We start from the raw sequence: 12,952 nt of genomic DNA, 5'->3' as shown, positions 1-12,952 counted from the left end.
AACCTACAAAAGAATTCTATAAAATCAAGTTAAACAACCCTAGTTTTGTTTATTTAAAATTTAAATTTGATAAACAAAAATAAAATTGTTTATATGTCAGAATCGAAATTGAAAAAGGCCACGTTAGCAGGAGGTTGTTTTTGGTGTACTGAGGCTGTTTTTCAAAGACTGGAAGGAGTGGAACAGGTAATATCCGGATTTACCGGCGGGCAGATCAAAAATCCTGCTTATCGGGAGATCATTACTGGGAGAACTGGTCATGCGGAAGCTATAGAAATAGAATTTGATCCTGAAAGAATAGGTTACGAAGAATTGCTTCTTATCTTTTTCGCAACTCATGATCCTACTACTTTAAATCGTCAGCAAAACGATGTAGGAACCCAATATCGTAGCGCGATATTTTATCATGATGAAGAGCAAAAATCAAAAGCTGAGGAGGTGATAGCCTTACTGGAATCTAAAAAAATGTTCCAGGATCCTATAGTAACCGAAGTGAGTGAAGCTTCTGCATTTTACAAAGCAGAAGAAGAGCATCAGGATTTTTACAATCAACACAGGCAGCAACCATATTGCCAATTCATCATAGATCCAAAGATCACTAAATTGAAAAAATTGTTTTCCGATAAATTAAAGAACTAATGGCTTATAAATATTTTGAAGAGTATAATGAAGAGATTACCGAGAAAATGAAAGGTAATTTTCATGATATTATTAAAGGTGTGGGAGAAGACCCAAGTAGGGAAGGAGTATTAAAAACGCCTGAACGAGCTGCCAAGGCAATGCAGTTCCTCACCCAGGGTTATTCCATGAATGCGGAGGAGATTTTAAAAAAAGCCGTTTTTGAAGAAAGTTATGACGAAATGGTCGTTGTTAAGGATATTGAACTATACTCTCTTTGTGAGCATCATATGTTACCATTTTTTGGAAAGGCTCATATAGCTTATATTCCAAATGGAAAAATTATTGGTTTAAGCAAATTGCCCAGAGTAGTTGATGTTTTCGCACGCAGACTACAGGTGCAGGAACGTTTAACTCATGATATTCTGGAGTGTTTGAATGATACCTTGCAGCCTCAGGGTGTAGCCGTAGTTATTGAAGCGGTACATATGTGCATGATGATGCGTGGCGTTCAAAAACAGAATAGCGCAACAACTACTTCCGGATTTCGCGGACAATTTAAGGAAATTGAAACCAGGAATGAGTTCTTAAAGCTTATCAGCTCCGACTTGAGATAGAATTTGGCATCTTATTTGATTTATATAGAGAAAAATCAAAAAGATGAAATTATTCAGAGATAAAACTTTTGTAAAAGGACTTGTATACGACCTGGCTGGTATGGCTACCGTAGCAATTCCTTTGGTGGGTCCTTTTTTGGATCTTTTATGGGCACCTTACGCTGCTAAAAAAATGAGTGAGATGTACCCGGGTAGAAAAGGTAAACTGGCTTCAGTGTTGGTATTCCTAGAAGAGATACTGCCAGGAACCGATATTATTCCAACTTTCACTTTAATGTATCTTTATACTCATGTATGGAAGAAAGAGCCATTAAAAGCTCAGGTTATTGAAGTTGAAAGTTATTAGTTTGCTTAATTAGTTAAAGGAAAAAAGGCTGTCATTTATTGACAGCCTTTTTTATTTAGATACTCAACTTTGCAGAGAGTACTATATTTCTACCAATGTTATTTATACCGTCTGGTTTTAATCGGGACAAATGAGAGATATACTCTTTATTTAAAAGATTGCTCCCACTTAGATTTAAATCTAATCTTAGATCATTAAGGTCTAAAACAGTTCCTACACCAGCACCCAAAAGAGCATAGCCACTAGTGGCAGTTTCGAATTGCCCGGGATTATCCTGATCAAATACATTCTGTAATCGCAAGAATGTATAACTGTCTTTAAAACTGTTTCCACTTTCAAACTCAATTCTTAGAGTATTAGTCCATGAATTCGCAGGGATCAGCGGCAGATACGTATTTTCATTCAATTTTCCGGTTACAGTTTCAAAGCTACTTTCCAAGTGCAGCCAATCTAATGGATGCGGATGGATATGCACACCAATTTCTCCTCCGTACAAATTAGCATTTGCCTGTTCATATCTAAAAACCGGTTCACCTTCTAAATTTTCTCCAGTAGGACTAATAAAAATATAATCGCTCACACTGTTATTAAAAGCATTTACGAAAGCCTCGAAATGTTCATTACGCCATTCCAAAGCCAGATCTACCTGAAAGTTCTGTTCGTTGTTCAGATCAGGATTCCCAATTTCATATCGATTAGCTCCATTATGATTTCCATTTGAAGTCAATTCTGATAGGTTAGGAGCTCTGAAACCGCTGGCAAGATTCAATCTGGCGATAAATTTCTGATCAAATTGATATTTTGCACCAATTGCTGCATTTATACTATTGAAATCACGATCTACAGCTGAAATTATATCACCGTCTTCTTTTTGAAACTCTTCAGTTTCCAGCGTTCTGTTGTCAAATCTTAAGCCACCCTGGAAATCCCAGTTATCCAAGTGATAATGTGTAGTAACAAATATCCCAAAATCAATAGTCTCTGCATCCGGAATCAGGATTTCTTCACCAAAATTAGAATTGGTTTGATACATTCCCTGAATTCCTGCTATGGTTTCAAAATTTCCGAGTTTTGGAAGATTATATTTTAAATTGTAATTAACCGTTTCAAGATGCATTTCCAAGGCTGGTTCAGTTCCAGCTTCCTCTTCATGCTCCTCGTGTTCTTCTTCGTGCTCCTCGTGTTCTTCCTCCTCACCTTCGTGGTGATGATGTTCTTCAAATTCCTTTCTGTCATTGAACTGGTATCCTATTTTAAAATCTAGGCTGGAATTATCAAAATAAAATCTATTGTCCAGGCTTAAAACATGGTTATCAATTTTCTGAAAGGGCAGAAGCGGCTCTTTGTCTTTTGACTGCAGGCCAATTTCTTCAGGAATTCCAATTTCACTTCTGTTGAAATTATATCTCAGGTCTGCTTTATAATTTCTGTCCTGAAAGCCAATTCCGGCTTTTACGTCCTTCTCATTAAATCTGGTATTCGTCACACGTGTATCGTTACCATCCTGATAATCGCTATGCGCAGCATAACTTCCCCTTGCCAGAAACTTCAATTTTTCCGTGGATGTTTTTGCCATTAGACTGGTTTGATATCCAATGGTATTACTAAAATAATCTGTTTCTAATGCTGCGTTTGTTTCTCCTGCATTTGCATAGCTTTCCGGATTTAGGTAAAGCACACCACCAATTGCATCACTTCCGTAGAGTAAAGAAGCAGGCCCTTTGATAACCTCAACACTTCCTATTCCCTTAGAACTTATCCCAAGACCATGCTCATCTCCATATTGCTGATTTTCGAGCCTTACACCCTGCGTGTAAACCAAAACCCGATTAGAACTTAATCCGCGTATTACCGGCTTTCCAATTCCCACACCCGTGGTTAAACTTTCAACCCCGGCGATTTGTGTGATACCATCAGATAAATTGATAGCTCCCTTTTTATTTAATTCTGAAACGCTTTGCCTTTCAACTTTCATTACATTTTCACTTTGTAACTGGTGAAATGGAGTTGAAACGATTACTTCTTCCATCTCTATGGCCGATGGATTCAAAGTGATCTGCAAATTTTCTGAAGAAATAGTAATATCAAGATTCAAAGTGGTAAAACCTATGGAAGAAATCACCAGTTTATAATTTCCATTTGGAAGATTATTGATGGTGAATTCACCATCCAGGTTCGTCATAGTTCCTTTTTCTAATTGAGGTAAATAGACGTTCGCACTAAAGACGGCTTCTCCTGTATTTTTATCGGTTACAGTTCCGGTTAATTTATTTTCCTGACTATATATAATAGAATTCACTGCCAAAAGCAGTGTAAATAACAATGTATTTCGCATTGGTAAAAATTAAATGATTTATGAATTTGCTTTTCGTAGAATTAGACAAGCGAAGGCGGTCCCCGAAGATCAAAATAAAGGGGTTCATATTCATTTAAAAACTTATAGTAATCAAAGATTTGCTCTTTAGCAATCTCTGTAACCACCAGAACGAATTCTGGTAACTGATAATTTATTGCGGGATTCTTGTGAAATTTATGAAGATCGCAATCTAATGCCTTTGAATGATAATGATGTTCAGCATAATTATCACAAAGCTTATGATCGTGCTCATTAAAAATATGAGAAAAACTTACTACCGACGGCAATAGAATAAGAGCCGATGCAATAATGAGTAGTATGTTTTGAACTAACTTCAAGATTTATTTGAAAATTTTAGCGAAACCAATTCTGCTTAGCATCTTTTTTTCGAAAGCCCAGAAAAATTGAAACTGACCGAAAATCCAGCCAAAAGTAACCAGTAAAACCTGGTAAATAGGGAAGATCAGTAATATTCTGAAAAGCCAGTAAACGCTCCAGTGGCTGTTTTGCTGGGTAATTCCAACTAGTTCGCACAATGGGCTAGCCAATTTTGCAGCTGAAGAGCCGGTAATAGCAAATACCAGTAAAATTATAAATAATTGCCAGTTGGAATCTATACCCCAGCGATCTTTTAATTTCTTCATGCTGCAAATATAAGGAAATGACTAAAGAATCAAATCCTTGTAGGTACACTAAATCTTTGGTTATAATGTCTGCTGAAGTAAACGAAATAGTTATACAAAAGGTAATTCACCTCGTAACCATAGTCTATACTTGGATCGTAATTGATCACATTCATATATAAATCTGGATTATACCTTAATGGTTGCCCTACACGCTGATTGTACTCAGGTACGATCAGACGATTTTTATTTTCAAGGTAGCTTTGTGAATAATATCCTCTTTGTCTTGCATAAGAATTGATGAAGAGATTAAATCCCGGTTCAATAATGATGATCTCGTATTCAAGGCTATCATTAGCAATTCTTACCGTATCGTTTTCAGAATTATTTCCATTGGGAAAATTGCGACCACCAGAGGAACCGCAGCTATAAATAAATAAGGCAAGCAGACCTATATAAAGAAAATTTCTCATGTTGTAAGTTTAAACTTTTTAGCTCAAAAATTATTCCCCGTTCAGCAATACTTTAAAAATTACTCCTAAGAACAGGTTCAAGGCATAATTTACCAAGTTTATTTTCGATAAATCCTAATGAAATAATAAAAAGCCGATGATCCCTGATCAACGGCTTTTTCCAAAAATTTATCTTGATTTATGCTTTTTCCTTTTTCAGGATAGAAATGATCTGCTCTGCAAGCTCGACGCCAATACGCTCCTGAGCTTCATTAGTGGCAGCGCCGATATGCGGACTCAATGAAATGCTTTCGTTCATCAATAATTTTATGGCCGGAGTTGGTTCATTTTCATAAGTATCTAAGGCAGCAAACGATACTTTTCCTGAATCGATGGCGGCTAAAAGTGCTTCTTCATCAAGAACTCCACCTCGAGCAGCATTTATTATCCCAACACCATCTTTCATTTTATCAAATTCGTTCTTTCCGATGATTGGTTGATCCTGAGCGGGAACATGTAGCGTAATGAAATCAGAATCCTTGATAAGCATTTCAACTGGTTCAGTTTTGATAGGAATTTTAATGCTTTGATCATTGTAAAATTCTAAGGTGATTTCAGCTTCCCCAACTTCCTGATCACTCGCGATAACCTTCATTCCGATACCTAGAGCGATTTTTGCAACTTCTCTACCAATTCTTCCGAAGCCAATAATACCTAGCGTTTTACCGCGTAGTTCAACACCACCGGCATAAGCTTTTTTCAGATCCTTAAATCTTGAATCTCCTTCCAAAGGCATATTCCGATTAGAATCATGAAGTTTTCTTACACCTCCGAACAAGTGGGCAAAAACAAGCTCGGCCACCGAACTGGACGAAGCTGCGGGAGTATTGATTACAGCAATACCTTTACTTTTAGCATACTCCACATCAATGTTATCCATTCCAACTCCTCCACGGCCAATTACCTTAAGATGAATGCAATTATCTATAATATCTTTTCTAACCTTGGTGGCGCTCCTTACCAACAGAACGCTAACGGCATTTTCATTTAAATAATCTTTAAGTTGCTCCTGTGCTACTTTCTTGACAATAACCTCAAATCCGGCCTTTTTTAGTGTTTCAACACCGCTTTGTGAGATACCATCGTTCGCTAATACTTTCATTTCTTTAAATGATCTATAATTTTTTATACTTTACTTTCTAATTCTTTCATGCAGTCCACCACTACCTGAACGCTTTCAAGTGGCAATGCATTGTACATAGATGCCCTGTATCCTCCAACACTTCTATGTCCATTTAGACCATTTACCCCGGCATCTTTCCACAGTTTGTCAAAAGCCTCTTTATGCTCTTCATTAACCAGGTTAAAAGTCGCGTTCATGGTAGAACGATCAGCTTTTTCAGCAAAACCTTCAAATAATGGATTTCTATCTATTTCAGAATAGAGAAGATCTGCTTTCTTACTATTTAATTCTTCCATGGCTTTTATACCACCTTTTGATTTGATCCATCTCAAGGTAAGCATAGACACATACACAGCGTAAACCGCCGGTGTGTTGAACATACTATCCTTGTCAATATGTGTTTGGTAACTCATCATGGAAGGAATTTCTCGAGAAACCTTTCCTAAAATATCTTCTTTAATTATTACCAGTGTAGTACCTGCTGGGCCCATATTTTTTTGAGCTCCGGCGTAGATAAGATCAAATTTTGAAAAGTCCATATCCCTTGAAAAAATATCGCTACTCATATCACAAACCATTGGTTTTTCTGTAGCCGGAAATTCTTTCATCTGAGTTCCGAAAATGGTATTATTACTGGTACAATGGAAATAATCTACGTCATTTGAAATAGAATATGATTTTGGGATATAGTTGAAATTCTTGTCTTTGGATGAGGCCACTTCTTCAACTTCTCCAAACAACTTAGCTTCTTTGATCGCTTTGGAAGACCAGGTTCCGGTGTTTAAGTATGCAGCCTTTTTTTCTAAAAGGTTATAAGCCACCATTAGAAACTGCATACTTGCACCTCCCTGTAAAAAAAGAGCTTTATAGCCTTTATCTTTTAAACCTAATAATTCCAGTGCCAGTGACTGAGCTTCATCCATAACTGAAACAAAGTCGGCACTTCTATGGGAAATCTCTAAAATAGATAACCCTGAATTATTGAAATTCAGAATAGCCTCAGAAGCTTCCTGAAAAACTTCCTGGGGTAAAATACAAGGGCCGGCGCTAAAGTTGTGCTTTTTCATAAAAATTGTAGTTGATTATCACAAAGATGCCAAATTTTGAATGGAATCGCTGTTAGGGAAATTATAAGATTAAAGTTTAGAAAGAAAGTCGATCGTATCAATGTTATCGGCATAATTCCATAATTGTGGTTTCTGGGTTTGTCCAAAATTCACTTCGTTTTTTGCCGGATCATTTTTTACGATACACTGAATTTTTTCATCGTTTTCTTTCAGTAGTTTTTCAAGCTCTTTTTCATCCTGATATTTTTCATAAAATAGTGTGGCAATAGGAGAGCCGAAGCTTTCATCTTCTTTCAGCATCAAAAAACCATTGTCCAGTAACTTAAATTCACTCATAAGGTAAACTGCCTTGTTATAATCGTAGTTGTTGGCATATTTATCCTGGTTAATAATGGGATTCCAGTTGTACATGGCTTTGAAGAAAGTGTCAAAATCATAATTTTCAGGAACAAATAGTTTTGATACATTTCGGCAGCCAAGACCGTAATACCTGAAAATGTCTTCACTCAATTTAGAAAGCTCTACTTTGGTCTCATTACCGCTAATTACAGCAACCGAATTTCTGTTCTTGCGAATAATGCTCGGTTTATCTTTAAAGTAATATTCGAAATATCGTGCAGTATTATTACTTCCGGTGGCAATGACAGCATCAAAATTTTCCAGTTTATTATCGGTGAATCTAATTCTGTTTTCATACCTGCTATCCAGGTTCATTAAATAGGCTGCAATAACCGGAAGTAATTGCTTATCGTTCGTTGATAATTTTACCAAAACACTATGTCCCGAAACCAACACAGATAAAAAATCATGGAAGCCTACCAGTGGAATATTTCCCGCCATCACAATTCCTACAGTTTTACCACCGCTTTTTGACAAATCGTAGTCCGCTAACCAGAGTTTTAGATTTCTGGGCGTAAGGGCTTCGCTCCATTGTTGCAGGGAGTAGATGATATTTTCACGATTGAACCAACCATTATAATGAATTGCAGAATCGATCTTTTGATCCATTTCTGCAAAGAATTTATCATTTCCCGGAATGCTTTCATCAGGAACTGAATCTGAGACCTTAAATTGCTTCAGAAATTTACCTAATGTTACCAGATGTGATTTATGGTCATCAATTGTCATCGTCTAATTTGGTTAAGAGGGTGTCCCTTGTTAAATTTGTGCAGCGAAATTAAAGTTTCCGCAGCTGAAAACCATAAATTTTCCTAAAAGCTACCGGTCTTTTTTCGTTCAGTATTTAAATTTACAAATAAAAGAAAAGCTATGGCAATTGTTATAACCGATGAATGCATAAACTGCGGGGCCTGCGAGCCAGAATGCCCAAATACCGCAATTTATGAAGGCGCAGATGACTGGAGATATGCCGATGGAACAGATCTGGAAGGAGAAGTTGTTCTTCCTAATGGTAAAGAAGCCGATGCTAATGAAGCTCAGGAGCCAATAAGTGATGAGATCTATTATATCGTACCAGATAAATGTACAGAATGCCAGGGATTCCACGAAGAACCTCAGTGTGCGGCAGTTTGTCCCGTAGATTGTTGTGTTCCAGATGATGATCATGTTGAAAGTGAAGACGAGTTGTTAGCCAAACAACGCTTTATGCATCATGACGAATAAAATCGAACATTTTAAATCATAACATTAGATCCCATTTGAGAAAATGGGATCTTTTTATTTAGGAAACACTGAACTTTAATTCATTTCTATAGGTAGAAGGTGATTTTCCCGTAAAATTCTTGAATTGTTTATTGAAATGACTGAAGTTGTTGAATCCGCTTTCAAAACATACTTCGGTAATACTTATCTGCTTTTCATGGAGAAGTTTTGCGGCGTGAGCCAGTCTGTATTCATTCACGAAATTTGTAAACGTTTTTCCTGTAATCTTTTTAAAATACCGGCAAAAAGCCGGATTGGTCATACTCACTTTTTCACTAATCTCATCCAGACTGATAGACCTGGTAAATTCTTCTTTTACAAAATTGAAAATGATATTGATCCTGTCATTATCCTGAAGCGTAGTTTCAAGAATAAAACCTCCAGCATTCAGTATGGTATATTTTTCAGCTTTTTCCAATTGCTTTAAAATATCAAGTAATCCTAAAAGTCGGCTGAAAGAATCCAGATCTTTAAGGCTTTCAACCTTGGCACCAATTCTTCTTTTAGTATTTCCGTGGAAAACTATACCTTTTTTAGCCCGTTCCAGTAAATTTCGAATTCCAATTAATTCTGCAGCATCAAAAAAATTATCTCCGAGAAAATCCTGTTTTAACTGAATAACAGTTTCACCCTCGTGCCCGGTAAGACTATCTGTAAACGAGCAATGGGGGAGCAGGGAACCAATTAATATAAGGTCTCCGTTGCGATAATATGAAATATGACTTCCTATTTGCCTTTTTCCGCAACCACCATTTACATATACTAATTCTATCTCCGGATGGTAATGCCAGAAGGTAGGCCTTTTATCATTATGCGTTTTATGATACGTGCGGTAGGAAAAAGAACTTCCAAAACCCGGCTAAATTTTTTCTAAAGTTGGCTTATTACTCAGACTCATAATCACCAATTTTACCTTAAAGTTAGGTTGTGATGATCTACTAAATTAATGCATAATTATCATTAATGTGTTGAATATTAACCGAAAACGTTTTCTGGACTCGCTCGAAGGTTAATTTATCACATAAACTGGTACATAGACTTCTATCATGTGAAGTAGTTCTAATCTAAGTTTGAATAAATCTTTAATCGAAGTTCTAACCTTTAAAATTTAAGATTATGAAAAACACAATTAAAACTTTAATGATGACACTATTGGTAATGTTTGTTATCAATGTGCACGCTGCAGATGGAGTAGATCTAAAAATCAACAATCAGCAAAGCCTGGTGGTTGAAGTGAAAAAAGTTGAAACAGGTTCAGTTTTGAGCTTAATAAATTCAACAGGAGACGTATTGTATAAGGATAGATTCCTAAATGAAAAGAATTTTTCCAAAACTATTGATTTTAAGAATTTACCCGATGGTAAATATCTTTTAATCATGGATAAGGAATTTATTAGATCTACTTCCGTTATTACTAAAAATAACGAGCTGGTGAGTATAGACAGTGAAGCTTATTCTACCGTATTTAAGCCATGCTTTAAAATGGAAAACGATCTGGTAAAATTCTACCTGGTAAATCCTTCTGAGAATTATATTGAAGTTGAAATATTCGACAAGCATGGCGAATCTGTAGGTAATTTAAAATCTAGAGAGAGCGTCTTGAAGAAAACCTTTGACTTTTCTGATGTAACTCCCGGCGATTACACATTTAGGATCAATACTAAATCAGCGAGATTCACTGAAACTATTACGATTATTTAAACCAAAAATTGTCCAATAAAAAACCCACTTTTTAGTGGGTTTTGCTTTTTAATTATCGTCCATCTTCCGTTTAATTTTGTCAATGGCGTTCTGAATCGATTTTTCAGGTTCGATTATATTATTACTTCCCCAGAATTCTGAATCGTAAAATCCTGAAACATCATCTACCATTACAATATTAGGTCTAATCGTTTCATTAGATTTTCTCCAGTCGTCACCAGCATAAGGTTGCCAATCTGTAACCACCATTTCACTATTGATCTTATATTTTGAATTAAAGATCTTTCGTTTCCAGTTTACCACATATTCTAATTGTGCTCTTCCATAAGCATAGTGCCATTTTCCATCATTTTGAGCATAATCTACCTGGTAATTTAATTCTGTAGGAAAAACTTTTGATCCGTTAGGTTTCTTTTTAACGAACATGGCCGCTGCAGCATCGCGATCGTCTACATTCAGGCTATATTCAGCTTTCACGAGTGTGGAAGTTTCTGCATCTATAAATAATTTACCATAATACCACGGATCAGTTTCATCAATTTCCTTGAAGTTCACCACATAAGTATAACGATCATTGATCTTTGTTGGGTCATCAAATTGGAAATTGTAACTATCCATCATTTCAGGTCTAAGCACATACTCTGTATATTTCATCATATCAACATACAGGGTATTGAATGGACCTCCACGCAACTTTAGCGCGACAGTATCTAGTTTGTCATAATCTGTGCTTTTACGTGCTTTGTAAAGCGAAACAAGATCTTTTTTACTGGAGCTATAGGAACTTTTCTGAATTTTCACCACCGCTTCGGAAAGACTGATGTTAGACCATCCTTTTTTAATAGTTTCACGATAAAAAGAGGTCATTAAGCTTTCGTCTGAAAGATAATTTTCGTCTTTTTTATCCAGCATTTCTTTCACCAGTAAGCTGGCATTTGTTGCTTTATACAGGCTAACTTCGGTTAACTCTTCAACAGTTTCATCAAGCTCAATAACTGTCCCTTCAGGTTTAAAATACTCTAAAGGCAGGGTTTTACTCTGAAAACCCAGAACCGATGTTGTTACCGTAGCTTCTATAAGATCTTCAGGAACTTTCAGAGAAAATTCACCGTCAGAATTTGTTATGGTAGAAATATTACTGTTATTTAAGGAAAGATAGGCTGATGAAATACCTCTTCCATTACTGGCACTTACCACTTCACCTTTATATTCCACATATTCCACCTCAGCAGGTTGGAAAGCAAAACTTTGCATTGTGAAGAATAAAAGGCAAAAACTTAAAACGACAGATATTTTACTGCCGTTAAGCATTAAATCAAATCTTTTCATAATTGTATATAATTAAATTAAGTTTGAATAAACTTATACAATATAATGATTTTCAGGCTTAATTTGATGTGAATCACTCTCTTTTTGAATTGAACAATTGTTATATTTTTAGTTTTATGCTCATTATTTTAAAAATAATGTAATAAGAGAAAGATTAAAATATATGAAAGATAATTTTTCGAACCATGCTGAAGATTACGCAAGATTTAGGCCTTCTTATCCTGATGATATTTACATATTCTTGAAGGAAAAATTAAATGGTTTTGAAACAGCCTGGGACTCCGCAACCGGGAACGGTCAGGTAGCCGGAGAACTTGCAGAATTATTCAAAAAGGTTGAAGCTACTGATATAAGTTCAAATCAGATGAAACACGCCATAAAGAAGCCGAATATTAATTATTCTGTTCAGCCTGCGGAAAAGACTAATTTTAAAAACTCTCAATTCGATCTCGTTATTTCAGCACAAGCCGTGCACTGGTTCGATTTTGGAAAATTTTATTCCGAAGTTAAGCGCTGTTTGAAACCCGACGGATTGATCGCAATTCTTGGATATGGTTTGTTTTATTCCAATCCTGAAACTAATTTAATTATCCGGAAATTCTATGACGAAATTATTGGCGATTATTGGGATGAAGAACGAAAATATCTTGATGAAGAATATAAGACAATTCCATTTCCTTTTCATCTGATAGAAACTCCCAAATTCACCAGAAACTATCACTGGCATATAGAGCATTTACTGGGATACCTTCGAACCTGGTCTGCGGTAAAGCATTATGAAAATAAGAATGGAAGCGATCCGGTTTCTTTGATTGAGAAAGATCTAAGAAAGAGCTTCGGAGAAAAGAATTCGGTAAATTTTCCTATTCTGTTCAAATTGGGGAAAATGAAGAGATCTGATCAATAATTCTACACTTCTAAGTTTACTGACTCTTAGTTTAATAACTTATACCTAATAAATTCCTGATGGCATGAAATATGCAAAATCCTTCATCGTT

The 12,952-nt window shown here is 35.9% G+C and carries 15 protein-coding genes; 6 read left to right on the top strand and 9 right to left on the bottom strand.

Features of this window, described 5'->3' with window-relative positions:
- Positions 1-93: 93 nt before the first annotated feature.
- Genes msrA through AC2S94_RS13350 form a run of 3 tightly spaced genes read left to right on the top strand, consistent with a single transcriptional unit; the run spans position 94 to position 1,581 of the window.
- A complete protein-coding gene (msrA, locus tag AC2S94_RS13360) occupies positions 94-639 on the top strand; it encodes a peptide-methionine (S)-S-oxide reductase MsrA (protein ID WP_484629070.1) in 546 nt (181 codons plus the stop codon).
- Complete coding sequence (folE, locus tag AC2S94_RS13355) at positions 639-1,235, top strand: GTP cyclohydrolase I FolE (protein WP_484629069.1); 597 nt, start codon at positions 639-641, stop codon at positions 1,233-1,235. The genes msrA and folE overlap by 1 nt, the downstream gene beginning before the upstream one ends.
- Positions 1,236-1,278: 43 nt before the next feature.
- A complete protein-coding gene (locus AC2S94_RS13350) occupies positions 1,279-1,581 on the top strand; it encodes a hypothetical protein (protein WP_484629068.1) in 303 nt (100 codons plus the stop codon).
- Positions 1,582-1,636: 55 nt separating this feature from the next.
- Here the strand turns inward: AC2S94_RS13350 and AC2S94_RS13345 are convergent, their stop codons facing one another.
- The 7 genes from AC2S94_RS13345 to AC2S94_RS13315 form a co-directional block, all read right to left on the bottom strand.
- Entirely contained in the window at positions 1,637-3,916 is a 2,280-nt protein-coding gene (locus AC2S94_RS13345; RefSeq protein ID WP_484629067.1) for a TonB-dependent receptor, read from the bottom strand.
- A gap of 41 nt (positions 3,917-3,957) precedes the next feature.
- Entirely contained in the window at positions 3,958-4,275 is a 318-nt protein-coding gene (locus tag AC2S94_RS13340) for a hypothetical protein (RefSeq protein WP_484629066.1), read from the bottom strand.
- Positions 4,276-4,278: 3 nt separating this feature from the next.
- Positions 4,279-4,581 carry a DUF6787 family protein gene (locus AC2S94_RS13335; RefSeq protein ID WP_484629065.1) on the bottom strand — a complete coding sequence of 101 codons (303 nt, stop codon included), beginning with the start codon at positions 4,579-4,581 and terminating at the stop codon, positions 4,279-4,281.
- A 29-nt stretch (positions 4,582-4,610) separates the two neighbouring features.
- Positions 4,611-5,033, bottom strand: a complete 423-nt coding sequence (locus tag AC2S94_RS13330) for a DUF6146 family protein (RefSeq protein WP_484629064.1) — start codon at positions 5,031-5,033, stop codon at positions 4,611-4,613.
- A 178-nt stretch (positions 5,034-5,211) separates the two neighbouring features.
- Positions 5,212-6,174: a D-2-hydroxyacid dehydrogenase gene (locus AC2S94_RS13325; RefSeq protein ID WP_484629063.1), complete on the bottom strand. Its 963-nt coding sequence runs from the start codon at positions 6,172-6,174 to the stop codon at positions 5,212-5,214.
- A 23-nt stretch (positions 6,175-6,197) separates the two neighbouring features.
- Positions 6,198-7,262: a 3-phosphoserine/phosphohydroxythreonine transaminase gene (gene serC, locus AC2S94_RS13320; RefSeq protein WP_484629062.1), complete on the bottom strand. Its 1,065-nt coding sequence runs from the start codon at positions 7,260-7,262 to the stop codon at positions 6,198-6,200.
- 69 nt (positions 7,263-7,331) lie between these two features.
- Positions 7,332-8,390: an acyl-CoA reductase gene (locus tag AC2S94_RS13315; protein WP_484629061.1), complete on the bottom strand. Its 1,059-nt coding sequence runs from the start codon at positions 8,388-8,390 to the stop codon at positions 7,332-7,334.
- Positions 8,391-8,531: 141 nt separating this feature from the next.
- On the opposite strand from AC2S94_RS13315, the gene AC2S94_RS13310 reads away from it, so the two are divergent.
- Positions 8,532-8,885, top strand: coding sequence for a 4Fe-4S dicluster domain-containing protein (locus tag AC2S94_RS13310; RefSeq protein ID WP_484629060.1), 354 nt, complete (start codon positions 8,532-8,534; stop codon positions 8,883-8,885).
- A gap of 58 nt (positions 8,886-8,943) precedes the next feature.
- Here AC2S94_RS13310 and AC2S94_RS13305 read toward each other — a convergent pair whose 3' ends face one another.
- A complete protein-coding gene (locus AC2S94_RS13305) occupies positions 8,944-9,342 on the bottom strand; it encodes a helix-turn-helix domain-containing protein (protein ID WP_484629059.1) in 399 nt (132 codons plus the stop codon).
- A gap of 698 nt (positions 9,343-10,040) precedes the next feature.
- Here AC2S94_RS13305 and AC2S94_RS13300 point away from each other — a divergent pair.
- Positions 10,041-10,625 carry a hypothetical protein gene (locus AC2S94_RS13300; RefSeq protein WP_484629058.1) on the top strand — a complete coding sequence of 195 codons (585 nt, stop codon included), beginning with the start codon at positions 10,041-10,043 and terminating at the stop codon, positions 10,623-10,625.
- 48 nt (positions 10,626-10,673) lie between these two features.
- Here the strand turns inward: AC2S94_RS13300 and AC2S94_RS13295 are convergent, their stop codons facing one another.
- On the bottom strand, positions 10,674-11,954 hold the full coding sequence (locus AC2S94_RS13295) for a carboxypeptidase-like regulatory domain-containing protein (RefSeq protein WP_484629057.1): 1,281 nt from the start codon (positions 11,952-11,954) through the stop codon (positions 10,674-10,676).
- A gap of 163 nt (positions 11,955-12,117) precedes the next feature.
- Here AC2S94_RS13295 and AC2S94_RS13290 point away from each other — a divergent pair, with 163 nt between their 5' ends.
- Positions 12,118-12,861, top strand: coding sequence for a class I SAM-dependent methyltransferase (locus tag AC2S94_RS13290; RefSeq protein ID WP_484629056.1), 744 nt, complete (start codon positions 12,118-12,120; stop codon positions 12,859-12,861).
- The last annotated feature ends 91 nt before the right edge of the window (positions 12,862-12,952 follow it).

The sequence above is a fragment of the Christiangramia pacifica genome (assembly GCF_057221535.1).
Note: the sequence above shows the minus strand (reverse complement) of the source record. Positions and strands in the feature narration are given on the sequence as shown.

Bases quoted from the DNA above. Each gene is read 5' to 3' on its own strand.
- msrA (WP_484629070.1), top strand. From the start codon at position 94: ATGTCAGAATCGAAATTGAAAAAGGCCACGTTAGCAGGAGGTTGTTTT.
- folE (WP_484629069.1), top strand. From the start codon at position 639: ATGGCTTATAAATATTTTGAAGAGTATAATGAAGAGATTACCGAGAAA.
- AC2S94_RS13350 (WP_484629068.1), top strand. From the start codon at position 1,279: ATGAAATTATTCAGAGATAAAACTTTTGTAAAAGGACTTGTATACGAC.
- AC2S94_RS13345 (WP_484629067.1), bottom strand. From the start codon at position 3,916: ATGCGAAATACATTGTTATTTACACTGCTTTTGGCAGTGAATTCTATT.
- AC2S94_RS13335 (WP_484629065.1), bottom strand. From the start codon at position 4,581: ATGAAGAAATTAAAAGATCGCTGGGGTATAGATTCCAACTGGCAATTA.
- AC2S94_RS13330 (WP_484629064.1), bottom strand. From the start codon at position 5,033: ATGAGAAATTTTCTTTATATAGGTCTGCTTGCCTTATTTATTTATAGC.
- AC2S94_RS13325 (WP_484629063.1), bottom strand. From the start codon at position 6,174: ATGAAAGTATTAGCGAACGATGGTATCTCACAAAGCGGTGTTGAAACA.
- serC (WP_484629062.1), bottom strand. From the start codon at position 7,262: ATGAAAAAGCACAACTTTAGCGCCGGCCCTTGTATTTTACCCCAGGAA.
- AC2S94_RS13315 (WP_484629061.1), bottom strand. From the start codon at position 8,390: ATGACAATTGATGACCATAAATCACATCTGGTAACATTAGGTAAATTT.
- AC2S94_RS13310 (WP_484629060.1), top strand. From the start codon at position 8,532: ATGGCAATTGTTATAACCGATGAATGCATAAACTGCGGGGCCTGCGAG.
- AC2S94_RS13300 (WP_484629058.1), top strand. From the start codon at position 10,041: ATGAAAAACACAATTAAAACTTTAATGATGACACTATTGGTAATGTTT.
- AC2S94_RS13295 (WP_484629057.1), bottom strand. From the start codon at position 11,954: ATGAAAAGATTTGATTTAATGCTTAACGGCAGTAAAATATCTGTCGTT.
- AC2S94_RS13290 (WP_484629056.1), top strand. From the start codon at position 12,118: ATGAAAGATAATTTTTCGAACCATGCTGAAGATTACGCAAGATTTAGG.